Below are 23,270 nucleotides of genomic sequence, written 5' to 3'. Positions count from 1 at the left end.
ATCGGCCGCCGTTTTGTTGAGGTAAGCATTGGGTGTATAAAAACACGCCCGCCGCTTACTCAGGCGTTGATTTGCCGGGCAGCGTCTCGCAATGCTGTGCGCAGACCCTCTTCAATAACCGGGTGATAAAACGGCATGTCGAGCATTTGAGAGATAGTCATGCCTTGCTGGCAGGCCCACGACAATAAATGCCCCAGGTGCTCGGCTGCCGGGCCAACCATTTCGGCCCCAAGAAACCTGCCGGTTTGTTGCTCGGCATAAACCCGCAACAAGCCGCGGTTTTTAAGCATGACGCGCGAACGCCCCTGGTCGGCAAAGTCGACTTCACCTGTAACAACGCCGCTATCGGGCAACTGCCTGAACCGTAAACCGACATGCATGACTTGAGGGTCTGTAAACACGACAGACAACGGCGCCCTTCGCGACCCTGGCGATACGGCAGGGTAAGCCGCCGCATTCTGCCCGGCGATACGGCCGTCGTCGGCGGCCTCGTGTAGCAGTGGCCATTGCGCGTTGACATCGCCAGCCAAAAACACCGGTATACCATCAAGCTGCAGCGTTTGCCGGTTAAATGCCGGCATACCGCGGTCGTCGAGCTTGGCCAACGTGTTCTCAAGGCCAAGGCCCGCAATATTGGGGCGACGACCGACAGCCAACAAGACATAATCGTACTGTTCGGTGTGCTGGCCACGACGGTCGCGATACTGAACATGAACACCCTGATCTGTGCGCTCAACCGAGGTGACTTCGGCATTCAGACACAACGGGAACTCGGCGCTGAACGCCTGAAAGGCATTGTCGCGAACGGCAGGATCGGAAATGCCGGCCAGGCCGCCACTGCGCCCCAATACGGTCACGCGTACACCCAAACGGGCCAACGCCTGCCCCAGCTCCAGGCCAATAACGCCAGGCCCGACAACCAGAACGCTCCCCGGTAGGGTGTCCCAGGCAAAAACATCGTCATTAATAATGGCGCGGTCGCCCAGGGCGGCGTACATATCGGGGACAACTGCCGAAGACCCGGTCGCAATGACGACACGTGAAGCGTCGACTACCGTGCTGTCACCGACCAACAACTGCGTATTGCCGATAAAACGGGCGTGCCCCGGCAAACGATCAGATTGCGGGATGTTGTTGACACTATCGAGCACAAACCCCACGAAACGGTCACGCTCGGATTTGACACGCTGCATAACCTGGTGGCCGTCGATACGTACCGGGCCGTCAACATGAACGCCAAAGGGCGCCGTGTGCCGCGCATGATGAGCCGCCTCTGCAGCTGCAATAAGCAGTTTGGACGGCATGCAACCCACGCGGGCGCAGGTGGTGCCATACGGCCCGCCTTCTATCAGCAGCGCGCTTAGCCCCGCCGCCTTGACCGCACGGTAAGCCGCCATGCCGGCCGTACCGGCACCAATAATAGCGACATCGGTGCGACGGGCCTGGCTCATTTCCATTCCGTCAGGAAGTCGTGATAATCGGGTCGGGAGACCGGATCGGGCGTACCCATGGGGGTACCGATCGCCAGATAACCCAGGAATTGATAATCGAGGCCATCGTAGCCCAGGGCTTCGTTGACCTCGTCGACATAAGTGCCCAGGCCGGTGCTCCAGAAGGCCCCATAACCCAGCATATGCGCCGCATTGAGCATATTGGTAGCGGCAGCCCCAACAGCCAGCACACGTTCGTGCTCGGGGATTTTGGTGTTGCTGTGGTCGATACGGCAAGCCATGCCCACCAACAACGGCACATTGGCCAGCCAACTGCGAATAGAAGCTTCTTTTTCGTCGGTTAAAGGCTTGCCTGCGCGGCGGGTAGCACCAATGGCCAGGTCGGCAAATTTGCCCACCGCCTGATCGCGAATAAGCGTAAAGCGCCAGGGCCGCAACTTGCCGTGATCGGGTGCGCGCATGGCGGCTTTCAAGATAAGATCGAGATGCGCATCGGAAGGCCCGGGCGCTTGTACAAACTTGTTCGATTGGCGTGACAACAGAAAATCAACAGCGCTGACAGATGACATGCAGAATCCTTAAAGTTTTAACCGCTTTGCGCGGCCCGAATCATGAGCGCCTTCATGTCGCGTATGGCCTTTTCCCAGCCATCGAACACGGCGCGGGCCACAATGGCATGCCCGATATTCAGCTCGGAAACACCAGGCAAAGCAGCCACATGATGCACGTTACCATAGTGCAAACCATGGCCGGCATTAACACGCAAGCCTTGCGAAACGCCAGTGGCAATAGCCGCCCTTATTCGCTCAAGCTCGCTGTTCTGCTCGACCGAGCCCTCGGCCGCCTCGGCAAACGCACCTGTATGAATTTCGATAATAGGCGCACCCGACTCGCGGGCAGCCGCAATTTGCTCTGCGTCGGGATCGATAAACAACGATACCCTGATACCCGCGTCGGCCAACTGCCCCACAGCTGCCTGCACCTGACTGAAATGGCCACGGACATCAAGCCCGCCTTCGGTCGTCAGCTCGGCCCGTTTCTCGGGCACCAGGCATACGTCTTGCGGCAATACCCGACAGGCGATGTCCAGCATTTCGGGCGTAATCGCACACTCCAGGTTCATGCGGGTCAATAACCTTGGACGAATGGCAAACACATCGGCGTCCTGGATATGACGACGGTCTTCGCGCAAATGCAATGTGATCAGATCAGCACCCGCCTGCTCTGCACGCACGGCCGCTTCGATGGGGTCGGGGTAGGCCGTATGACGCTGTTGACGCAACGTGGCGACGTGATCGATATTGACGCCGAGCTCTATCATGACGCGTCTTTACCTGATTCGGGCGTTGCCGATGGTACGACCGAGTTTTCGAGCCAGCCACCGCCCAGTGCTTTATAGAGCTCGACGCGGTTCATGAGTGAGTTCAGCCCGGTATCGAGAAAGCTGCGCTGCGCGTTATACAAGGTAATTTCGGCGGCCTGCACCTGCAAAAAGCTGTCGATACCATTGTCGTAGCGCAACTGGGCGATTTTCAGGGACTCGGCCGCAGACGTTTCGAGATCACGCAACGCATTTAACTGTTCGGCATAGGTCGCTTCGCCCGCCAAAGCGTCAGCCACCTCACGAAACGCCGTTTGAATGGACTTTTCGTATTGCGAGACAGCAATGTTTTTACGTGCTTCGGCAAGGTCAAGGTTACCCAGCACACCGCCCGAGAAAATAGGTGTGGTCAGTTGGGGCGTGAACGACCAGAATCGGTTAGAGCCGCTGAACAACCCGCCCATGGCGCCGCTGGCAAAGCCCAGCATGCCGGTCAGGGAAATGTTGGGGAAAAACGCGGCGCGCGCTGCGCCGATATTGGCATTGGCGGCCAACAGCCCGTTTTCGGCCGCGATAATGTCGGGACGACGGGTGAGCAAGTCGGAGGGCAAGCCTACCGGGATTTGCGCCAGCAATTGATCTTGACTGAACGCTGCTGCCTGAGGCAGATTCGACGGCGTCGTGCCCAAAACCAACAACAGCGCGTTCTGTGCCAGTTGCTCGGCCCGACGAATTTCTTGCAGGTCGGCACGTACCGAATCAAGCTGGCTCTTGGCCTGGTACAAATCGAGAGAACCCGCAACGCCAACGTCATAACGCTGCTTGATCAGGTCGTAAGATGCCTGACGCGCCTTGAGCGTGCGCTCCACCAAAGCTCGCTGCTGCTCGATAGCACGCAACCTGAAATAGCTTTCGGCCACTTGCGAGACGAGCGTAATGTGTACGGTGCGACGCGCCTGCTCGGACGCCAGAAACTGCTGATAGGCGGCTTCAGACAAATTGCGCACCCGGCCGAAAAAATCAAGCTCGAATGAGGTAATACCCACGCCGGCCTGATAGACCCGGGTGACACTGGGCGCCGACGCCCCACCTGCGCGAAGGTCTTCGGGCATACTTTGAATGGACGCATTGCCACCGACGCCGATTGTCGGCAAACGCTCGCTTTGCTGAATGCCAAACAAGGCGCGGGCTTCTTCGACACGGTCAATCGCGATTCGCAAATCACGGTTGTTTTCGAGCGCTACTTGAATCAGTGACTGAAGCTGCGGATCACGAAAGAATTCGCGCCACCCCAGATCGGCCGAGGCACTAACCGGCATGGCCGACGACGAAGGTGCGTTGGGAAACGCACCGGGCACCGGCGCGGCCGGACGCTCGTATTTGGGGGCCAAAGAACAACCCGCCAGCACCAGACTGGCCAGCACCGGGGCCAAAACGAATTTAAATGTAGAACGTGTCATGCTTGCCCCCCATCGTTGCCGGTCTGGGGTTCCTGAGTCGGTTGTGTAGGCTTGCCCAGCAGTTTAGGGCGTGTCTTGAAAATCGTCATGATGACTACGAAGAAGGTCGGTACAAAGACCATCGCCAAAGGCGTCGCGGCCAACATGCCCCCAAGCACGCCCAGGCCCACGGCGTTTTGACTGGCCGAACCTGCACCAGTAGCAATAGCCAGCGGCACGACGCCCAAAATGAAGGCGAACGAGGTCATGAGAATGGGACGGAAACGTAGCTTGGCGGCCTCGATTGTAGATTCGACCAGACCCTTGCCTTCGGCGTAGGCGTCTTTTGCAAACTCGACGATAAGAATTGCATTTTTAGCCGCCAGACCAATCACGGTAATCATGCCCACCTGGAAGTACACGTCGTTGGACATACCCAGCGCCGAGACCAACCCCACGGCGCCCAGCATACCCAGCGGCACCATCAGCATGACCGACAACGGAATAGCCCAGCTTTCGTACAACGCCGCCAGCAACAGGAAGACCACCAACATGGCCAAACCCATGAGAATAATGGATTGGCTGCCCGCCTGGATTTCCTGGTACGACAGCCCGGTCCATTCGTAGCCGATACCCGGCGGCAACTCGGCAATCAAGCGTTCGATTTCGGCCATGGCCTCGCCGGTGGAATAGCCTGCTGCCGCACCGCCACCAATACGAATCGACTCGTAACTGTTGTAGCGAACGACCTGGACGGCGCCTTGGTCCCAAGTGGTGAACACGAAGGACGACAAAGGCACCATCTTGCCTTGGTTATTACGCACATTCAGCTTGAGGACGTCTTCGACCGACATACGAGCGTGCGCGTCGGCCTGCACCCATACGTTCTGCATACGACCCGCGTTCGGGAACTTGGAGACGTATGAGGAACCGAGCGAAGTGGCGATCATGGTGGAGACTTCGCTGAAACTGACACCAAGCGCGGCCGCCTTGTCGCGATCGATATCCAGACGCAGTTCTGGGCCCGCACCCAACCCGGTGATACGCGTATTGCTAAGAATGGGACTTTGCTGCGCCAGCTGCAGCAGTTGCTGCGACGCCGCCATCAGCGCTTCGTGACCAATACCGCCGCGGTCTTGCAGGCGCAAATCAAACCCTGAGGCATTGCCCAACGAGGAAATAGCCGGCGGCACAATCGCGAACACCATGGAATCGGGCAAGCCGAAAAGCAGACTTTGCGTGGCCTTGCCAGCAACCGCCTGGGCCGAATTTTCCGGGCCGGGCCGCTCTTCGAAATCTTTAAGAGGCACGAAAGCCAGAGCCGCATTCAGACCATTACCGTTAAAACTGTAACCTTGCACAGTCACCACGTTTTCAACGCGCGGGTCGTTCATGAAGAACTGTTCAACACGTTCAATGGTTTCCATGGTCCGGTTTGACGTTGCACCCGAAGGCAGCTCCATGTTGGCAATAAGGTAGCCCTGGTCTTCTTCGGGCAAAAATGCCGTAGGCAGCTTGGTATAAAAGAAACCCAAGGCCCCCAGCAAAACAACGTAAATCAGCATGATCCGGCCGGTGCGCTTCAGGCTGCGACCTACCCAACCTTCGTAGCGATGCGTAACGCGGTCGAAAGAACGGTTAAACCAGCCAAAGAAACCCTTTTTCTCGTGGTGAGCGCCCTTGGCAATAGGTTTGAGCAACGTACCGCACAAGGCTGGCGTAAAGGTCAGCGCCAAAAAGCCCGAAAACAAAATGGACACCGCCATGGCGATCGAGAACTGGCGGTAAATAATACCCACCGAACCGCTCATGAATGCCAGCGGGAAAAACACCGTCGATAGCACCAGCGTCATGCCCACCACGGCGCCACTGATTTGCGGCATGGCAAGTTTGGTGGCCTCTTTGGGTGGCAAGCCCGTTTCCACCATGATGCGCTCGACGTTCTCGACCACCACAATGGCATCGTCAACCAAAATACCAATGGCCAGCACCATGGCAAACATGGTCAACACGTTGATAGAGAACCCGGCGGCCAGCATGACCGCAAACGCGCCCAGCACACACACTGGCACCACCAGCGCAGGAATCAGCGTATAGCGCACGTTCTGCAAGAACACGAACATCACGATAAACACCAGCACCATTGCCTCGAACAAGGTATGGACGACCTGTTCGATGGAGATTTGCACGTAGGGTGTCGTGTCGTAAGGGATGGAGTATGAAACACCGGCCGGGAAGAACTTGGCCAGCTCTTTCATTTGTTGCTTGACCCCGTCGGCCGTTGACAATGCGTTGGCATTAGTCGCCAGCGACACGGCAAAGGCCGCCGTGGTTTTGCCATTAAGACGCGCGCCGAACTGGTAGTCGTCGGAACCGACTTCGACCCGGGCTATATCTTTAACCTTAACGCTGGACCCGTCGGGGTTTGCGCGCAGCACGATGTTTTCGAAATCGGTCACCGTGGAGAGTTCGCCATTGACCACAATAGGCGCCGATACGCGCTGATCGTCGGGGTTAGGCGGCGCACCTAGAATACCGGCCGAAATCAGGGTGTTTTGCTGCGCAACTGCGGCATTGACCTCGGACATGCTTAGATTGAAACCCACCAGCTTGGCCGGGTCGACCCAGATGCGCATGGCCTTTGGTGCGGCAAACAGACGGAAGTCGCCCACACCCGGTACACGCGAAATCGGGTTCTGGATATTGCGCGAGATGTAATCGGCCAGCGTGACCTGGTCCATTGATCCGTCGTCGGACGACAACGCCACCACCAACAAGAAGTTGGAGTTGGCTTTGCTGACTCGCAACCCCTGCTGCATCACCGCCGCAGGCAATTGAGCCGTTACGTTCGAAATACGGTTTTGCACGTCGACCTGCGCAAGCTCCGGGTCGGTGCCGGGCGCAAAAGTGGCCGTGATTTGAGCATTACCATAAGAGTCGCTGACAGACTCGTAGTACAACAGGCCGGTCGCTCCGTTCAGCTCGTTTTCGATGACACTGGCCACCGAATTCGCGACGTCTTCTGCCGATGCACCGGGGTAACTGGCTTGAATGGACACCGCCGGCGGCGCAACTTCGGGGTATTGCGATACCGGCATATTCGGAATTGCAAGGAGGCCGGCCAGGGTAATGGCCAAAGCAACAACCCAGGCAAAAACCGGTCTTTCAATAAAAAACTGTGGCATGTGCGCTTACTCTAGATTCGATTTGAAAGGGGCACACCCAGTGTGCCCCGACCGTCTGGCTTAGTCTTTGGCGGGCGCGGCGTCGGGCTGACCATTGCCGGCCTGCGCGGGAGCCTGCCCTTGCGGGTTCGCGCCTGCATCCTGTGCCTCGCCCTTCCAGGGTTGTGGCGCAACCGGCGCGCCGGGACGGATCTTCTGGAAACCTTCGACGACCACGACATCGCCGGCCGAAACCCCTTTGGTAATAAGGTAGCTGCCGCCAACCGATGGCCCGACCGTCACTGGCACGGTTTTGGCTGCACCCTCCTGGACGACGACCAGAGAGCTGTCGCCATTGGTGTCACGCTGCACAGCCTGCTGCGGTACCAGCAAGGCATTTTCATCTACCCCCTGATTAAGCCGTACACGGACATACATACCCGGCAACAAAATCTGGTCGGGGTTGGGTACTTCGGCACGCAAGCTGACCTGTCCGGTAGACGGGTCGACCGACACTCCAGAGAACAGCAGCTTGCCCGCCTGGTCGTATTCGGCGCCGTCTTCGAGCAGCACCTTGACTTGCGCACTGCCGTCTGGCGATTGCGTCAAAACCCCGCTGGCTATGGCTTTGCGCAACTGGGCGAGCTGGGCGGTAGACCGGGTAATGTCGACATAGACGTCTTCAAATGATTGGACGTCGGCCAGCAACGTGGCTTCGGCGGCGCTAACCAAAGCACCTTCGGTCACATAAGCTTTACCGATGCGACCGGCGATGGGCGACACAACTTTTGTATAGCCCAGATCGATGTCGGCCGACTGCAATGCAGCTTTGGCCGCGGCAACGGCAGCATCGGCCTGAGCGGCAGCCGCCATGGCGTTATCGTATTCTTGCTGGCTGACAGCGCGGTCTTTTACCAGTCGTGCATAGCGGTTGGCCAGCAGGCGTGCACTGCGGGCGTCGGCCTGGGCACGCTGCAGCTGGGCAGCCGCCTGATCGCGCACAGCCCGGTAAGGCGCCGGGTCAATCGTGAACAGGTGCTGGCCCTCTTTAACGTCTGACCCTTGCTCAAAATTAATGGCAGTAACAATGCCGGTAACCCGCGCACGAACCTGCGCGTCTTGCAGCGCTGAAACACGGCCGGGCAAATCGACGGTGACCGTGGCCGACTTGGGTTCGACCGTAACAACACTGACCGGAACCTTCATGCCACCGGGGCCCTGCGCTGGCGGGTCGCCGCAAGCGACCAGGGTCAAGACTGAAAAAAGTACAGCTAAGCGTGCTTTACTCTGCAGAGCGGGCAGCAGAAGATTTGGCATGTAACGGCTCCGGCGAAAACCCGGCGGTGCGGGCGCACGCCGGGCCTGTAAGGTTTGGTAAAAAGGCAGTATATAACGAAACCAATCAGTACAGTAATGACGAATTTATTTCAAAACTTTACTGCACACAAGCAGGTTTGACCAGACCGAAAACAGGCGCAAACACGCGACATACCGCTGAACTACCCAAGCAAAAGGGCGTCGTCTGACACCGTTTCACCGCGCACACGCTCGAACATGGCCAACAGTTTGGGCACATCCATACCTTCGCGCTCTGTTCCGGAAACATCGAGCACAATGTTACCCTGATGCAGCATGATTGTGCGATCTCCGACATCGAGCGCCTGCCGCATGCTGTGCGTCACCATCAGCGTCGTCAACTTGTGCTGGTGCACAATTTTTCGGGTCAGCTCGATGACGAAATTGGCCGTGCGCGGGTCAAGCGCAGCAGTATGCTCGTCGAGCAACAAAATACGCGATGGCTGAAGCGTTGCCATCAGTAAACTTACCGCCTGGCGCTGCCCGCCCGACAACAGCCCGATACGGTCGGCCAACCGGTTTTCAAGGCCCAGGCCAAGCGTGGCCAGGGCGGCCCGGAACTGCTCCCGCTGGGCCTTGCGAACAGCTCGCGTCAGCCCGCGCCGCTGTCCCCGGCAAAATGCCAGCGACATATTCTCTTCGATCGTCAGGTCTTCGCAAGTGCCCGCCATAGGGTCCTGGAATACCCGTGCGACCCGGGAAGCGCGCTCCCAGACCGGTGCGCGGGTGACCTCGGTGCCGTCAATGACAATACTACCCGAGTCAACGGATAAATCGCCGGAAATGGCATTGAGCAAAGTTGACTTGCCTGCCCCGTTAGAACCAATAACCGTAATGAACTGCCCGGTCGGGATGTCGAGTGACAAGCCGCGCAATGCGCGGGTTTCAATGGGCGTCCCGGCGTTGAACGTAATATGAAGGTCATGTGCTTTCAGCATGTCATTACCCCTTGGCGCCCGAACGCAGGCGCTTTTTAAGTAGCGGGACGACCAGGGCCACGGTCACCAGCACGGCCGTAATCAGGTTCAGGTCTTGCGCCTGCAAACCAATAAAGTCGGCGTTAAGGGCCAGGGCCACAAAGAACCGGTACAACACGGCACCCACAATGGCGGCCAGCGTCATGTACAGAATACGGCGCGACGACAAAACACTTTCGCCCACAATGACAGCGGCAAGGCCGATGACGATGGTACCGATACCCATGGAGATATCGGCTCCCCCCTGCGACTGCGCAAACAGCGCACCTCCGAGTGCACACAGCGCATTGGCGATAGCCAGCCCCAGTATCACCATAGAACCAGTTGCCACGCCCTGCGCCCGCGCCATGCGTGGGTTAGATCCCGTCGCCCGCATAGCCAGCCCCGACTGGGTTCCCAAGTAGGCATCGAGCAGCAGCTTGACCACCAGCACAACCAGCACCATCAGCAGCGGACGGAAGACGAAGTCATCAATGGCTTCGGGTTGCAGTTGGGTAAAGACAGTGGGGTCGGTAATGAGCGGGATATTGGGCGCACCCATGACGCGCAAATTAATTGAATACAACGCGATCATGACCAGGATACTGGCCAGCAGATCCATAATCTTGAGCCGAATATTTAGCCACCCCGTCAGGGCACCGGCCAGGGCGCCTGCAGCCATAGCTGCCAAGGTTGCTATGAACGGGTCAAAGTCGGCGCCAATCAGTACCGCGGCAACCGCGCCGCCCAACGGAAAGCTGCCATCGACCGTCAGATCGGGGAAACGCAATATGCGAAAAGAAATCAGGACGCTCAAGGCGACCAGCCCAAAAATAAGGCCGATCTCCAGCGCGCCCCACATGGAATAAATGGACATGCCCGCTCCGGGCCGGGACAAGCCCGGCCAGATGTGAATTTATTGAATGACGTTTGCTGCCGACTTGACCAGGTCGGGCGACAACGTAACCCCCTGCTTCTTGGCGGCGTCCAGGTTCAGGTGCAGCTCGAGCTTTTCGCCAATTTGAGAAGGCATCTCGCCGGGCTTGGCCCCTTTCAGGATCTCGACCGCCATAGCCCCAGCCTGCAACCCCAGGTCGTAATAATTGATACCCAGCGCTGCTATTGCTCCCCGCTTGACGCTGTCGGGGTCGGAAGCCACCAGCGGGATCTGGGCATCGTTGCCGACTTTAACCAGCGCCTCGTAGGCCGAAACCACGTTGTTGTCGGTACTGGTGTAAATGACATCGACACGACCAATAAGGCTGCGCGCAGCGGCCCCGACATCGACCGTACGCGGCGCACTGACTTCGGCCAGGGTCATGCCGTAATCGGGGAGCAATTCGCGCATTTGCCGCACAACCACCGCAGAATTGGCCTCGCCGGGGTTGTACACCATACCCACTGTTTTGGCGGCGGGCACCACCTGTTTGATCAGCTCGATTTGACGCGTCAGCTCGAGCATATCGGAGATACCGGTAACGTTGGTGCCCGAGGGCTCGAACGAAGGCACCAACTGGGCTTCGACCGGGTCGGTTACTGCGGCATAGACCACGGGGATCGTTTTTGTCGCTGCCACCACGGCCTGCGCCGAGGGTGTGGCGATGGCCACAATAACGTCGGGCTTGTCGCCGACAAACTTGCGGGCAATTTGCGCGGCAATGGCCGTATTGCCCTGCGCTGTCTGGAACTGCCACTTCAGGCCTTTTTCTTCGGTGAACCCGGCTTTTTCCAGGGCGGCCTTGACGCCGTCTTTCAGTGAATCGAGCGCGGGGTGCTCGACAATCGAGGTGACGGCGACCGACTGAGCGCCGGACAAAGCAGGCAGAGCGAGCGCCAGAGCCATTACGGCGCCCATTACAGGTTTAATCATTGCTGACCGCATAGAGGTTCTCCTGAGAATAATGAACGCTATTTTACTGAAAGCTTAAAAATAGATTAAAAGCTCGCCCGGCCGGTGGATCGGGTTTGCGACAACAGGGATCGCGCCCACTGAACCGCGGGCAAGCCATAATGTCGCTCGACGGCATGGGCCCGGTCAAGCAGGGTCGCCACCGACACGTCAAGCAGCGGCCCTTTCAAAGCAATCACCACCCGATTACCTGCGTCGATTTCGGGCAGCTCAATCACCCGACCGCCAAACGCCTGGCCAATACGTTTGATATTCTTGGGAAAACTGGCATGATCACCAAACAGATTGACCGTCATGACGCCGATATCATCCAACGCGTGATAACAGTCTTGGTAAAACGATAATGAATCGCGTACCGGGCCCTGCGCCTCGGCATCGTACAAGTCAACCATAAGCGCGCGAAAACGCCCCACGTTTTCGGGGCGCGCTACCCAAAGGGCGGCATCTTCATGATCGACCACCGACCGCTTCGATTCGGGCAAGCGAAAATACGCCCGGCAAATCGCTGTGACGGCGGGGTTCCATTCGGCCGTCACCAATCGCGAAGCCGTTGTCTTATGCGCAAAGCGTAACAACGACCCGGCCCCAAGCCCCATGAACCCAAGCGTGTCGGAGCGAGTCGGCTCTAAAAAGAGCAACCAGCCCATCATTTGCTGGGTGTAGGCCAGCACCAGCTCGGCCGGCCGTTTAACCCGCATGGCCCCTTGCACCCACTCCGAACCAAAGTGCAAATACCGAACACCATCAAACTCCGACAAAGTCGGCTCGTCGGCAGGCCCCGGCGCCAGCTTGGTCATGACACCCCCTTGAAGTCGAGCGTGGCTACAACAGGCGTGTGGTCGGACGGCTGCTCGTTGCGTCGCGGGGCCTTGTCGATGATGCACGCCGCGCAATGCGGCACCAGGGAGGCCGACAACAAGACATGATCAATGCGCAAACCCGCATTGCGTCGGAAAGCAAACTGGCGGTAATCCCACCAACTAAATGACTTCTCTTCTTGTTCAAACAACCGGAAAGCATCAGTCAACCCCAGCGACAGCAGCCGCTGGAAGGCTTCGCGCTCGGGCTCGGACACCAGAACATCGCCTGCCCACTTGGCCGGATCGTGGACATCGGCATCGGCGGGCGCAACGTTGTAGTCGCCCAGAATAGCCAGCCGAGGGTAGCGCTGCATTTCTTCGCGCAACCAATCGTGCAACGCTGCAAACCACGCCAGCTTGTACGCGTATTTATCGCTGCCTACCGCCTGCCCATTAGGGCAATACGCGCTGATAACACGGATATCGCCGACAGCAGACGGCAGCGTCACCGCAATTACCCGTTGCTGCGGGTCTTCGAAGTTGGGCAAGTTGACCTGCACATCGGTGCCGACCTCGCGCGAAAGCACCGCCACCCCGTTGTAGGTTTTCTGCCCTGCCCAACTGGCCTTGTAGCCCAGCTCGGCCAGCGCCTCGGCCGGAAATTTTTCTTGCGGCAATTTCAGTTCTTGCAGGCAAAGCGCATCGACAGGGTTGGCGTCAAGCCAGGCTATTACTTGGGGCAGCCTGACCTTCAGCGAATTGACGTTCCAGGTAGCTAATTTCATTGTGGCCAAATCACGACTTGAAAAGCGCACTAGCGTAGCATTTTCGGGGGTCGGGCGCGTAATGCTCCCTGTGCATCAGTTACAATCTTACGATGAAAGTATCCAGCCAGATCGTGTCCACCCTGCCCCAGGGTCTCATCCTCGATGTACACATCGAAGATCTGACCTTCACCGCCTACGTGGTTGTCAGCGCGCCCGACATCCATCTGGTGGCCGAATTCGTCACGCCAGAAGCCTACCAGCAGGCCAACGACTGGCACGTCACGGCCATTGAAACCGCCGACGACGCCGAAAACCAGATACGCGATATCGCGTTCAACATGAACCTGAACGACGCCGCCGTTTTTCTGTGTGCCGACACTGCCGCCTACGAAGCTGCCCTCGAAGCGCTGGGTCAGGCGCGGCTGGCCGGCTAATGCTATGCTCATGCCCTTCACGCTAACGTAAATCTGTCATGACTGTTTCCTCCGGCTCAATATTCATGGTGGTTGCACCCAGCGGCGCAGGCAAATCCAGCCTGGTCAACGCCTTGCTTGCGCAAGACCCCAGCATTATGTTGTCTATTTCGTGCACCACCCGAGCCCCCCGCCCCGGCGAGGTCGACGAGCAACATTACCGGTTCGTCACCCAAGACGAGTTCCTTGTCATGCGCGACAACAATGCGCTACTTGAATGGGCAGAAGTCCATGGCAATTTCTACGGTACGCCGCGCGACCGCATCGAAGAAGCCACACGCGCAGGGCGCGACGTCCTCCTTGAGATCGACTGGCAAGGCGCACGCCAAATCAAAAAGCACTTTCCCGATGCCATCGGCATTTTTATTTTGCCGCCTTCCATCGAAGCCCTCGAAAGCCGTCTTAAAAAACGCGGGCAAGACGCACCCCAGGTCATTACCAAGCGTTTACTGGCCGCAGGCAGCGAAATGTCGCATGCCTCAGAATGCCAATATGTTATTATTAATCAAGAATTTAGCGTCGCTTTAACACAGCTTTCACAAATTATTTCAGCCGCCCGTTTGCGCTATCCGGCGCAAGCGGCGCGTCACGCCCAGCTGTTTTCCCAATTGGGCATCAGCCCAACGGCAAATTAAGTTGTCGTAACCCATTGTTTACCAAGGACATCACATCATGGCCCGTATTACTGTAGAAGATTGCCTCGCCAAGATCCCTAACCGCTTCAACCTGGCATTGGCCGCAACTTACCGTGCACGCGAACTAGCCCAAGGCCACGAATCGCGCATCGAAAGCAAAGACAAACCTACTGTAACGGCACTGCGCGAAATCGCCGCCGGCGTCACCGGCATCGAGATGCTGCGTAAAGTACCTACCTAATTACTGAGCGTTTATGGCGTTCTCCAGTCTTCGCGATGCTTCAACAGGGCTACTTGCTGTCTTCAGAAAAGGGCCCCGGCTGCGACGACGCGCCCAAAAAACAAAGGGGCGGCCGGGTGCCGCACCTGAACTCGCTTCACCCGCCTCGCCTACCATCGCATCGCTGGCACCATTAACCCAAATTCTGGCGCAGTACCTCGACGAAAAAGACATCGAACGCGTCAAAGAGGCTTACCGGTTTGCCGACCAGGCCCATTTGGGGCAGTTCCGCTCCAGCGGCGAACCCTATATTTCTCATCCCATTGCAGTCACAGAAATCTGCGCCGGCTGGAAGCTCGATGCCGATTCCCTAATGGCGGCCTTGCTGCACGACGTCATGGAAGACCAGGACGTCCCCAAACACGAACTGGCCGAGAAATTCAGCCCCGATGTCGCCGAAATCGTCGACGGTTTGTCAAAGCTTGACCGGCTCGAATTTGCGACCAAAGCAGAGCAGCAGGCCGAAAGCTTTCGCAAAATGCTGCTGGCCATGTCCCGCGACGTGCGCGTCATTCTTATCAAACTGGCCGATCGTCTGCACAATATGCGTACGCTGGGCGCCGTCAGCGCCGAAAAGCGTCGCCGTGTGGCACGCGAGACGATGGAAATTTACACGCCCATCGCGCATCGGTTGGGGCTTAATGCGCTGTACCGCGAGCTGCAAGACTTATGTTTTCAGGCCACCTACCCCAACCGCTACGACGTTATTAAAAAAGCTGTCATGGCGGCTCGCGGCAACCGCCGCGAAGTGCTGGGCAAAATCACCGACGCCGTCAAAGTGGCTTTACCTGCTGCCGGCATCGAAGCCGAGGTCAGTGGCCGCGAAAAATCATTATTCGGCATCTACAAAAAGATGCTCGAACAAAAAAAATCATTTTCCGACGTACTCGATATCTACGGGTTCCGGGTCGTGGTGCACACCCTGCCCGAGTGCTACCTGGCCCTGGGCACGCTTCATCAGCTTTATCGCCCGGTACCAGGCAAGTTTAAAGACTACATCGCCATCCCAAAACTCAACGGCTATCAGTCTTTGCATACCACGCTGGTTGGCCCATATGGCACACCGGTCGAGTTCCAGTTCCGCACCCGCGACATGGATCGCGTTGCCGAAGAAGGCGTAGCGGCGCACTGGCTATACAAAAATGACGACAGCAACCTGAACACGCTGCAGAAGCGCACGCACCAATGGTTGCAGTCGTTACTCGACATTCAGAGCCAAACTGGCGATTCGGGTGAATTCCTCGAACACGTCAAGGTCGACCTGTTCCCCGACGCGGTTTATGTGTTTACCCCGCAGGGCAAAATTGTGTCGCTGCCGCGAGGTGCAACGCCTGTCGATTTTGCTTACTCCATCCACACTGATGTCGGCAATCAAGCCATAGCCTCAAAAATCAACGGCGAATTCTCTCCCTTGCGCACCGAGCTTAAAAGCGGCGATGCCGTCGAAATCATCACGTCACCGGCGTCTCGCCCCAGCGCGCAGTGGCTTAACTATGTACGCACGGGTCGGGCGCGTTCCGAAATCCGCCACTATTTGCGCACCGTCAAATACGAAGAGTCCGTTGCGTTCGGGCGTCGACTGCTCATGCAGGCGTTCGATCAGATTGGTATCGACTACCCGGCAGACGACGACACTAACTGGGACAAACTCGCCAAAAGTTCGGGCGCTTCGTCGCGAGAAGAAATTCTGGCCGATATCGGGCTGGGAAAACGCCTTGCCGCGGTGGTCGCACGACGCTTTGCCCCCGAAAACCCCATTTTGGCCACAACGGCGGCGGCCGTCGACGAGCTCACTTCGGCGCACGCAGCCTCGATTCTTATCCACGGCAACGAAGGCCAGGCCGTGCAGCTGGCCAGTTGCTGCGGCCCCTTGCCAGGCGACGCCATTGTGGGCGGTATACGGTTAGGCCACGGCCTGGTTATTCATATGGCCGATTGCCCGGTGGCACAGCGCCAGCGCACCAAAGAGCCCGAACGCTGGGTGTCGGTGGCCTGGGCAGCCGATACCGCGCGCCATTTAAATACGCGTCTCGACGTTACAGTTATCAACGAACGCGGCGTGTTGGGCCGCCTGGCGGCCGAAATCACCGATGCGGGCTCCAACATCACCCACCTCACTATGCAAGACGAAGCCACCGCCACCGGCCTGCTGCATCTTACCGTGCAAGTCGACAGCCGCAAGCACCTGGCCCAGGTCATACGGGCCATACGGCATGTGCCGCAAGTGCAAAAAATTGTGCGGGTAAAGGGCTAGCCTTCAGCTGGGTTTATTTCTTGGCCATGAACAAGGCCGGATCAACGCGCTGATTATTAAGGCTTACATTCCAATGCAGATGCGGGCCTGTGGCGCGGCCGGTCGCCCCGACCTTGCCAATGACCTGCCCGCGTTTAACCTGTTGCCCCACCGTCACGTTTTGCGCCGATAAATGGCAATACATGGTTACCAGGCCCTGGCCGTGGTCAATAAAAATGGTTTTTCCATTAAAAAAATAGTCATCGACAATGGTCACGACGCCATCGGCCGGCGCTTTGACCGGCGTACCTGTGGGCACGGCAAAATCAAGACCCGAGTGCGGATTACGCTCTTCGCCATTAAAAAACCGCCGCAACCCGAAGGGGCTGGACAAACGCCCTTGCACGGGCGCATCGAGCAGGATATTGCTGGGTGTGTCGGGCCTAAACTGTGCATAAGCGGCCATTTGCGCGTTGTATTCGCGCTCGAAGCGCGCCAGTTGCTCGGGGTCGGGCGACACATGTTTTTTATTTTTTAAGGTAATGTGCTGCGATTTATATTCGCGCGCCCCGACATTAAAAGCAATGGCTTTACGCCCCTCGGGCAAGACTGCATCAACCGTCTGTTGACCAGGCTTGACGTCCAGCCCAATTCCAACAACGGCGATATAGCGGGCATCGCTGTCTTTAAGAACCATTACCGGGTGGCTTCGGTACTGTACCGTGGGCGGTTGCGACAACACCCCCAGATCGAGCACTGCAACCCCGCCCGGAAACGGGTGGTTGAGCGTGCGGGCAATATAACCTTGTGCTTGCGACACGCCCGACACCATCATCAACAAGAAAACAGCCACAAACCTTTGAAACAACATCATTACCCCAACAGCAGACTCAGTAGCCAGGTGCGGTGCCATTTATGCGCCACGCCCTCACCACATTCGTTAACAACGTACGCAGGCCACTAGCCGGCCCGACGCGTATTACAAATAAGTACGCCCGACAGCACCACGACAAACCCAACAAGCTGGATAAGTGTCAGGCGATCGCCAAAGATGAAATAAGCTTCAATGGCCACCAGCGCGGGCGACAGAAACATGAGCGACGACGCCGTAGCCGCCTGCCCGCGACGAATAATATAGATAAGCAGCATGGTGCCAATACCGGTCAGCACAAACGCAGCCCAGAACAAAGAAGCCCACAATTGCGGGGACCACTCCCAGCGGGTTTCGCCCAAAATAACGACAAACGCACCGGTGAAGAACAGCGTGCCGAAATTCTGCAACGACAAAGCAACGCGGATATCCACTGCCTGGATGGACGTCTTTTGCACAATTGTGCCGAAGGTAATCGACAACACGGCCAGAACACCGATAAAAAAGGCCCATAGCGGGAACGCACCCACCCCGGTATTCATCAGCGCCGGCTGAACCACCAGGAAAACGCCGATCATGCCCATGAAAATACCGAACCACACACGCCGCGTGGGGATCTCTTTAAGAATAGGAATAGCCAGCACGGCCGTTAAGAGAGGTTGCACCGACCCGATAAGGGCCATGACCGCCGGCGGCACGCCACCCGCGATTGCCCAGAACACCCCGCATAAATACATGCCCTGCAGCAGAATACCCGCCAGCATATGCTTGGGTATTTCGCGCAATGGCGGCCACTGAACCTTGCCATACAACGCAATGCCGGTGAACAGCACTGCGGCAATACAAATGCGCACAAACAAGAATAAAGTCGGGTCGGCGTACGGCACAATGGCCTTGCCTACAATAAAACCCGTTGACCAGATAAATACAAACAGTGCTGCTATAAAAAACATTTTTTATTATGTCCCGTGTAGTCTCCCCGCCGTAACATACCACAGGGCGAACAAGACCACACACCGCAGCAACACATTGTTCAGGCAGGCAGCGCCTCTATCGAGCCGGCGTGCAAACGCAATTCGCGATCGCAACGCGCGGCAACCGCCGGGTCGTGGGTAACCATCACCAGCGTGGCACCCTGCTCTTTCAGCAGCGCAAACATCAGCTCGATAATTTTTTGGCCATTCTGCTCATCGAGACTGCCGGTGGGCTCGTCGGCAAACAATACGTTGGGCCTGACCACAAAAGCGCGCGCCAACGACACGCGTTGCTGCTCGCCGCCCGACAGCGTTTTGGGGTAGTGGCTGGCCCGAGCCGACAAACCGACGCGTTCGAGCATCTGGCGCGCCGCCTGTTCGGCCGGGCGCCCGGCCAGCTCAAGCGGCAACATGACGTTTTCTAGTGCTGTCAGGTTGGGCAGCAATTGAAACGACTGAAACACAAAGCCCACATGACGCGCGCGAAGCGCGGCTCGCCCTTCTTCGTCAAGGTCGAACAACGACTGGCCCATCAGGCTGACCGTACCCGATGAGGGAACATCCAGGCCGGCCATGAGTCCAAGCAGCGTTGACTTGCCCGACCCGGATGCCCCGGTAATGGCCAGGGCCTCGCCCGCCCGGGCGGTTAGACTTACGTTGTCCAGAATGGTGAGTGTCCCCGTGGCGTCGGAGACATGCTGGCAAAGATTTTTAACTTCGATAGAACAAGGCAGATTCATGCGAACTCGTTGGCTGTTATGTGTTGCAACCCTATTGTGCCTGATAACCAGCACGGTGATACGGGCCGAGCCCGCAACACCCGCCCCTCAACCTCCGGGCATTCTGGTGATTGGCGACAGTTTGTCGGCCGAATACGGGCTACGTCGGGGCTCAGGATGGGTTAACCTGCTTTCTGACCGTCTAGCGCAAGAAAAATTCAATTTTCGGGTCAATAATGCCAGTATCAGCGGCGACACAACCAGTGGCGGCAAAAGTCGCCTTCCCGCTGCGCTTGAGCAGCACCAACCTGGCATTGTGATTATTGAACTGGGCAGCAACGATGCCTTGCGCGGGCTGTCGCTGGATATGACGCGTGACAACCTGACCGACATGATCGCCATGGCCCAAAACGCCGGCAGCAAGGTGGTTTTGGTGGGCATGCAGATCCCGCCCAACTACGGCAGGCAGTACACCGAAGCGTTCAAAAACCTGTTTACCGAACTGGCCGAGGCACATGACACCGCCCTGGTGCCGTTTTTGCTGGATGGCATAGCCGCCGACCGCCAGATGTTCCAGCCGGACGGAATTCACCCCAACGAAGATGCGCAGCCGGTATTGGCGGAAAACGTCTGGGGCGCGCTTAAGCCTTTATTGGCTAAGACCTCTGTGCAATAAAAAGCACACGCCGCCAACCAAAAAAACGCCACGTAAAAAGCCCGCCCATTTTGCTGTTAATGCATTTAACCAGGCAACCGCTAGTTAAATGACGACATACAAAATGGACGGGCTTTGATGAGGCTTGCCCGCTTGTATAAAGGCTTTAGGCGAAGGCCCTTGGCGCGTGCGACACACCTTAAGCAAAAACAACCAGCCCCTTAAACCAGGGCGCTTAAACGCCCCGGCCTGACTTTACTGCTGCTCGGCTTCGCCCTGAATAACGGCCTGAGCGTCGGGCAGGACCTCGACACCCAAAGTTGTGCGCATGGCTTTCAGTACCGCACGCTCTTCGGCGCGGCCCCAGAGGTTGTTGACCTCTTGGGGCAAGTTGGCCAAGGCCTGGCCGCCATCGTTACCGGGCGTGACGCCCTCAAGGCGAACCACCACATAACCGCCCTGCCCTTCAACACCCGTGTAAGCCGGCAGCGTATCGGTTGGTGCACGGAATGCCGCCTCGAGCGCCTGCGCATTTACATTTTGCGGGCTGACCCGACTGACGGTCAGCGACGAACCAAACCCTTCGGGCACGGCATTGCCGTCGGCAGCGCGATACGTGGCCAAGTCGGCCTCGCCAGCCTTGCGGGCCAGCGCTAGCGCCTGCTCTTGAACCAGAGCCTCGCGAATGACATCGTCGACCTGGTCGAGCGGCTGAATGCTTGAGGGGATGACTTCATCGACACGCACAACCACAAGAGTATCGGGGGTAATTTCGATGACACCCGAGTTTTGCTTCTCGGCCATAAGTGCGGGAGAAAACAACGCACGGCGCACGCGAGCATCTTCAAGAATGGTTGCATCGGGGCCTGCAGCAGCCGCCTGACCCTGAACCTGCTGCTCGGGCAACAAACGATCTTGTGCAATGCCGGTAGCCGTGCGGATATCGAGCCCCAACGCCTGGGCAGCCGGTTCGAGTGTCGTGGCATTGTCGTAAGCCAGGTCGCGCAGGCTCGAAGCCATTTCGGCGAAACGTTCGGCACCCAGTTGGCGACGAATTTCGGCCTCGACCTTGGCCTTGGCTTGTTCAAAGGTTTCACCACGTTCGGGTTCGACCTCGGAGGCCATGAATACATGGAAGCCGTCAGGCCCCTCGACTACACCCGACACATCCCCTTGCTTCAAGGCAAAGATAGCGGTTTCAAGTTCGGTGGGCAAGATGCCGCGGGTAATCCAGCCCAAACGCCCACCGTCTTTGGCCGTACCAATGTCTTGCGACTCGGCTTTGGCGACATCGGCAAACGACGACTTGTCGGCGGCGACTTTTTCGGCCAGCGACTGCGCTTTGGCGCGGGCAGCTTCGCGCTCTTGCGCGGATGCGTCGGCGCTTGCCTTGATAAGGATGTGGTTGAGCAACACACGGCCCGGCAACACATAACGTGACTTGTTCTGATCGTAGTAGGCCTGCATTTCGGCATCGGTTGGCGCAGGCAACGCCTTCATGGCGGCAGCTTCGTCAAGGACAAGGTACTGAGCACGTACGTGTTCTGGAACGCGCAGGCGCTCTTCGTTTTTGCTGTACCAGTCTTTGACGTCGGCGTCAGATACCTTGACCTGGTCAGTGTAAGCGTTGGCTTCGTAGACTTTAAGACGCAGGGTGCGCTGCTCGGTCAGCGCCTGACGCAGGCCAGTGACAACCGAAGCGGGCACGCCCGCCGTAAAGCCAATAGGCCCCAATACACGTTGCAAGGCCAGCTCGGCCCGCTGGCTTTGCTCGAAATCGCGGCTGCTAATGCCCATTGACGCCAGAACTTCGTCGTAGCGTTCTGGCGAAAACTGGCCATTGACCTGCAATTCGGGAATAGCAGCAATAGCACGACGCAAGACGTTGTCAGAAACACTAAAATGCGCCTTGGTGGCGGTTTCAATAACTACGCCACGGTCAATCAGCGACTCGAGCAGGTTTTCGCGGGCCTGGGAATTGTCGAGCAAAGACGGGTCGAATGCCGCGCCCATGTTGGCCTGCAACTGCTGCATCTGGTTGCGCTGTGCCGCGTTGAAGTCTTCCAGGGTTACCGAGGCGTCGCCAATTTTGACCAGATCTTTATTACCGGACACATAATTGGTATAGCCACTGATGCCCACCAGCGCGAACGACGGAAAAATCAGGATGACAAGGACAAGCAGCATCAGACGCTGATGCGTACGGATAAAATCGAACATTAATTCAACCCACAGAGTCGCCCGCGCGCCATAGCGTTACGTGACGATTTATACCCAAAAAAATTACGGCTTTAATACGGTGCAGCGAGTTTACCACCGGTTCGGGCCACACCCTATTTTATAAAAGGCACGCCCTTGTTCAGTTACCGCCACGCTTTCCATGCCGGCAATCATGCCGACGTTCTGAAACACAGCATTCTGGTGCAAATTCTTGATTACTTCAATCAGAAAGACACGCCCTACTGGGTAATTGACACCCATGCCGGCGCCGGCATTTACGATTTAACCGACGAATGGGCAACCAAAAACGCCGAATTTGCAGACGGGCTGGACCGCGTACTGGCCGCCGAAAAACGGCCGCCCATGATTGAGCGCTACCTTGAAGCTGTAGGCGATTTCAACCCCGACGGCGTGGCCAACTACTACCCCGGGTCGCCCTGGCTGGCCATGCAGGCATTGCGCCAAAAAGACCGCCTGCGCCTGTTTGAGCTGCACCCCAACGAAATTGCAATTTTGCAAGAGAACCTGGCGCAACAAGACCGAAGCGTGCAAAAAAAGGTCATGGTGTATGAACAAGACGGGTTCACAGGCCTGAAAGCCTTGTTGCCACCACCAACGCGTCGCGCCGTCACGATTATCGACCCGTCGTACGAAGCCAAGTCAGACTATCGCGCCACATTGCAGTGCGTACAAGACGCCCTGCGGCGATTCCCGACAGGGTGTTATGCCGTATGGTACCCGCTGGTGCAGCGACGTGAAGTCACCGAACTGCAACGCAGCCTCGAAAAACTTAAGGATTGCAGCTGGGTCAATGCCACGCTAAGCGTGCGCAAACCGCCCAGCGACGGCTTTGGCCTGTTTGGCAGCGGTATGTTTATTATTAACCCGCCCTATACCCTGCACGATGCACTGGCCCGTGCGCTGCCGTGGTTGTCAAAAACGCTGGCGCTCGACGACCGCGCCACATTTACGTTAAAAAAATCGGGCGCCTCGAAAGACAAACCCAAAGATAAAGACGACTGAAGCAGCCGCCAAGCGGGGCGCCGC

General features: G+C 57.6%; 21 protein-coding genes. 6 read left to right on the top strand and 15 right to left on the bottom strand.

The window, feature by feature from the left end:
• Positions 1–59: 59 nt before the first annotated feature.
• From GTU67_RS05515 to xth, 11 genes are all read right to left on the bottom strand, one after another.
• The gene (locus tag GTU67_RS05515; RefSeq protein WP_185779112.1) at positions 60–1,451 is read right to left on the bottom strand and encodes a dihydrolipoyl dehydrogenase; all 1,392 of its coding nucleotides are present in this window, start codon (positions 1,449–1,451) and stop codon (positions 60–62) included.
• Entirely contained in the window at positions 1,448–2,020 is a 573-nt protein-coding gene (locus GTU67_RS05510) for a nitroreductase family protein (RefSeq protein WP_185779111.1), read from the bottom strand. Before GTU67_RS05510 ends, GTU67_RS05515 begins: the two co-directional genes overlap by 4 nt.
• A gap of 17 nt (positions 2,021–2,037) precedes the next feature.
• Positions 2,038–2,772, bottom strand: coding sequence for a pyridoxine 5'-phosphate synthase (locus tag GTU67_RS05505; RefSeq protein ID WP_185779110.1), 735 nt, complete (start codon positions 2,770–2,772; stop codon positions 2,038–2,040).
• Entirely contained in the window at positions 2,769–4,232 is a 1,464-nt protein-coding gene (locus GTU67_RS05500) for an efflux transporter outer membrane subunit (RefSeq protein WP_185779109.1), read from the bottom strand. The genes GTU67_RS05505 and GTU67_RS05500 overlap by 4 nt, the downstream gene beginning before the upstream one ends.
• Positions 4,229–7,396 (bottom strand): efflux RND transporter permease subunit, encoded by a 3,168-nt coding sequence (locus GTU67_RS05495; RefSeq protein WP_185779108.1) that lies wholly within the window; start codon positions 7,394–7,396, stop codon positions 4,229–4,231. Before GTU67_RS05495 ends, GTU67_RS05500 begins: the two co-directional genes overlap by 4 nt.
• A gap of 60 nt (positions 7,397–7,456) precedes the next feature.
• On the bottom strand, positions 7,457–8,692 hold the full coding sequence (locus tag GTU67_RS05490; RefSeq protein WP_185779107.1) for an efflux RND transporter periplasmic adaptor subunit: 1,236 nt from the start codon (positions 8,690–8,692) through the stop codon (positions 7,457–7,459).
• Positions 8,693–8,874: 182 nt separating this feature from the next.
• A complete protein-coding gene (locus GTU67_RS05485) occupies positions 8,875–9,669 on the bottom strand; it encodes an ABC transporter ATP-binding protein (RefSeq protein WP_185779106.1) in 795 nt (264 codons plus the stop codon).
• A 4-nt stretch (positions 9,670–9,673) separates the two neighbouring features.
• Positions 9,674–10,564 carry an ABC transporter permease gene (locus tag GTU67_RS05480; protein WP_185779105.1) on the bottom strand — a complete coding sequence of 297 codons (891 nt, stop codon included), beginning with the start codon at positions 10,562–10,564 and terminating at the stop codon, positions 9,674–9,676.
• A gap of 39 nt (positions 10,565–10,603) precedes the next feature.
• Positions 10,604–11,557 carry an ABC transporter substrate-binding protein gene (locus GTU67_RS05475; RefSeq protein WP_185779318.1) on the bottom strand — a complete coding sequence of 318 codons (954 nt, stop codon included), beginning with the start codon at positions 11,555–11,557 and terminating at the stop codon, positions 10,604–10,606.
• A 65-nt stretch (positions 11,558–11,622) separates the two neighbouring features.
• On the bottom strand, positions 11,623–12,393 hold the full coding sequence (locus GTU67_RS05470; RefSeq protein WP_185779104.1) for a class I SAM-dependent methyltransferase: 771 nt from the start codon (positions 12,391–12,393) through the stop codon (positions 11,623–11,625).
• The gene (gene xth, locus GTU67_RS05465; RefSeq protein WP_185779103.1) at positions 12,390–13,181 is read right to left on the bottom strand and encodes an exodeoxyribonuclease III; all 792 of its coding nucleotides are present in this window, start codon (positions 13,179–13,181) and stop codon (positions 12,390–12,392) included. The genes GTU67_RS05470 and xth overlap by 4 nt, the downstream gene beginning before the upstream one ends.
• Positions 13,182–13,273: 92 nt before the next feature.
• Between xth and GTU67_RS05460 the strand changes: the two genes are divergently transcribed.
• The 4 genes from GTU67_RS05460 to GTU67_RS05445 are packed head-to-tail and all read left to right on the top strand — an operon-like array spanning position 13,274 to position 16,805.
• Positions 13,274–13,597 (top strand): hypothetical protein, encoded by a 324-nt coding sequence (locus tag GTU67_RS05460; RefSeq protein ID WP_185779102.1) that lies wholly within the window; start codon positions 13,274–13,276, stop codon positions 13,595–13,597.
• A gap of 38 nt (positions 13,598–13,635) precedes the next feature.
• Positions 13,636–14,271: a guanylate kinase gene (gene gmk / locus GTU67_RS05455; protein WP_185779101.1), complete on the top strand. Its 636-nt coding sequence runs from the start codon at positions 13,636–13,638 to the stop codon at positions 14,269–14,271.
• A gap of 37 nt (positions 14,272–14,308) precedes the next feature.
• Complete coding sequence (gene rpoZ, locus GTU67_RS05450; RefSeq protein WP_185779100.1) at positions 14,309–14,512, top strand: DNA-directed RNA polymerase subunit omega; 204 nt, start codon at positions 14,309–14,311, stop codon at positions 14,510–14,512.
• 13 nt (positions 14,513–14,525) lie between these two features.
• Positions 14,526–16,805: a RelA/SpoT family protein gene (locus tag GTU67_RS05445; protein WP_185779099.1), complete on the top strand. Its 2,280-nt coding sequence runs from the start codon at positions 14,526–14,528 to the stop codon at positions 16,803–16,805.
• Positions 16,806–16,818: 13 nt separating this feature from the next.
• Here the strand turns inward: GTU67_RS05445 and GTU67_RS05440 are convergent, their stop codons facing one another.
• From GTU67_RS05440 to GTU67_RS05430, 3 genes are all read right to left on the bottom strand, one after another.
• The gene (locus GTU67_RS05440; protein ID WP_430458998.1) at positions 16,819–17,658 is read right to left on the bottom strand and encodes a peptidoglycan DD-metalloendopeptidase family protein; all 840 of its coding nucleotides are present in this window, start codon (positions 17,656–17,658) and stop codon (positions 16,819–16,821) included.
• 86 nt (positions 17,659–17,744) lie between these two features.
• On the bottom strand, positions 17,745–18,608 hold the full coding sequence (locus GTU67_RS05435) for a DMT family transporter (protein WP_185779098.1): 864 nt from the start codon (positions 18,606–18,608) through the stop codon (positions 17,745–17,747).
• Positions 18,609–18,688: 80 nt separating this feature from the next.
• Positions 18,689–19,369: an ABC transporter ATP-binding protein gene (locus tag GTU67_RS05430; protein WP_185779097.1), complete on the bottom strand. Its 681-nt coding sequence runs from the start codon at positions 19,367–19,369 to the stop codon at positions 18,689–18,691.
• Between GTU67_RS05430 and GTU67_RS05425 the strand changes: the two genes are divergently transcribed.
• A complete protein-coding gene (locus GTU67_RS05425) occupies positions 19,368–20,024 on the top strand; it encodes an arylesterase (RefSeq protein ID WP_185779096.1) in 657 nt (218 codons plus the stop codon). The genes GTU67_RS05430 and GTU67_RS05425 overlap by 2 nt on opposite strands.
• Before the next feature lie 234 nt (positions 20,025–20,258).
• Here the strand turns inward: GTU67_RS05425 and GTU67_RS05420 are convergent, their stop codons facing one another.
• A complete protein-coding gene (locus tag GTU67_RS05420; RefSeq protein WP_185779095.1) occupies positions 20,259–22,223 on the bottom strand; it encodes a SurA N-terminal domain-containing protein in 1,965 nt (654 codons plus the stop codon).
• 135 nt (positions 22,224–22,358) lie between these two features.
• On the opposite strand from GTU67_RS05420, the gene GTU67_RS05415 reads away from it, so the two are divergent.
• On the top strand, positions 22,359–23,246 hold the full coding sequence (locus tag GTU67_RS05415; RefSeq protein WP_185779094.1) for a 23S rRNA (adenine(2030)-N(6))-methyltransferase RlmJ: 888 nt from the start codon (positions 22,359–22,361) through the stop codon (positions 23,244–23,246).
• Positions 23,247–23,270 lie beyond the last annotated feature (24 nt).

This window comes from Pusillimonas minor (genome assembly GCF_014237865.1).
Taxonomy (GTDB): domain Bacteria; phylum Pseudomonadota; class Gammaproteobacteria; order Burkholderiales; family Burkholderiaceae_B; genus Neopusillimonas; species Neopusillimonas minor.
This window is presented reverse-complemented; position numbering and strand designations above follow the sequence as displayed.

Bases quoted from the DNA above. Each gene is read 5' to 3' on its own strand.
- GTU67_RS05515 (WP_185779112.1), bottom strand. From the start codon at position 1,451: ATGAGCCAGGCCCGTCGCACCGATGTCGCTATTATTGGTGCCGGTACG.
- gmk (WP_185779101.1), top strand. From the start codon at position 13,636: ATGACTGTTTCCTCCGGCTCAATATTCATGGTGGTTGCACCCAGCGGC.
- GTU67_RS05440 (WP_430458998.1), bottom strand. From the start codon at position 17,658: ATGATGTTGTTTCAAAGGTTTGTGGCTGTTTTCTTGTTGATGATGGTG.
- GTU67_RS05430 (WP_185779097.1), bottom strand. From the start codon at position 19,369: ATGAATCTGCCTTGTTCTATCGAAGTTAAAAATCTTTGCCAGCATGTC.
- GTU67_RS05425 (WP_185779096.1), top strand. From the start codon at position 19,368: ATGCGAACTCGTTGGCTGTTATGTGTTGCAACCCTATTGTGCCTGATA.
- xth (WP_185779103.1), bottom strand. From the start codon at position 13,181: ATGAAATTAGCTACCTGGAACGTCAATTCGCTGAAGGTCAGGCTGCCC.
- GTU67_RS05435 (WP_185779098.1), bottom strand. From the start codon at position 18,608: ATGTTTTTTATAGCAGCACTGTTTGTATTTATCTGGTCAACGGGTTTT.
- GTU67_RS05510 (WP_185779111.1), bottom strand. From the start codon at position 2,020: ATGTCATCTGTCAGCGCTGTTGATTTTCTGTTGTCACGCCAATCGAAC.
- GTU67_RS05500 (WP_185779109.1), bottom strand. From the start codon at position 4,232: ATGACACGTTCTACATTTAAATTCGTTTTGGCCCCGGTGCTGGCCAGT.
- GTU67_RS05485 (WP_185779106.1), bottom strand. From the start codon at position 9,669: ATGCTGAAAGCACATGACCTTCATATTACGTTCAACGCCGGGACGCCC.
- GTU67_RS05505 (WP_185779110.1), bottom strand. From the start codon at position 2,772: ATGATAGAGCTCGGCGTCAATATCGATCACGTCGCCACGTTGCGTCAA.
- GTU67_RS05460 (WP_185779102.1), top strand. From the start codon at position 13,274: ATGAAAGTATCCAGCCAGATCGTGTCCACCCTGCCCCAGGGTCTCATC.
- GTU67_RS05470 (WP_185779104.1), bottom strand. From the start codon at position 12,393: ATGACCAAGCTGGCGCCGGGGCCTGCCGACGAGCCGACTTTGTCGGAG.
- GTU67_RS05480 (WP_185779105.1), bottom strand. From the start codon at position 10,564: ATGTCCATTTATTCCATGTGGGGCGCGCTGGAGATCGGCCTTATTTTT.
- GTU67_RS05495 (WP_185779108.1), bottom strand. From the start codon at position 7,396: ATGCCACAGTTTTTTATTGAAAGACCGGTTTTTGCCTGGGTTGTTGCT.
- GTU67_RS05445 (WP_185779099.1), top strand. From the start codon at position 14,526: ATGGCGTTCTCCAGTCTTCGCGATGCTTCAACAGGGCTACTTGCTGTC.
- GTU67_RS05490 (WP_185779107.1), bottom strand. From the start codon at position 8,692: ATGCCAAATCTTCTGCTGCCCGCTCTGCAGAGTAAAGCACGCTTAGCT.
- GTU67_RS05475 (WP_185779318.1), bottom strand. From the start codon at position 11,557: ATGATTAAACCTGTAATGGGCGCCGTAATGGCTCTGGCGCTCGCTCTG.
- rpoZ (WP_185779100.1), top strand. From the start codon at position 14,309: ATGGCCCGTATTACTGTAGAAGATTGCCTCGCCAAGATCCCTAACCGC.
- GTU67_RS05420 (WP_185779095.1), bottom strand. From the start codon at position 22,223: ATGTTCGATTTTATCCGTACGCATCAGCGTCTGATGCTGCTTGTCCTT.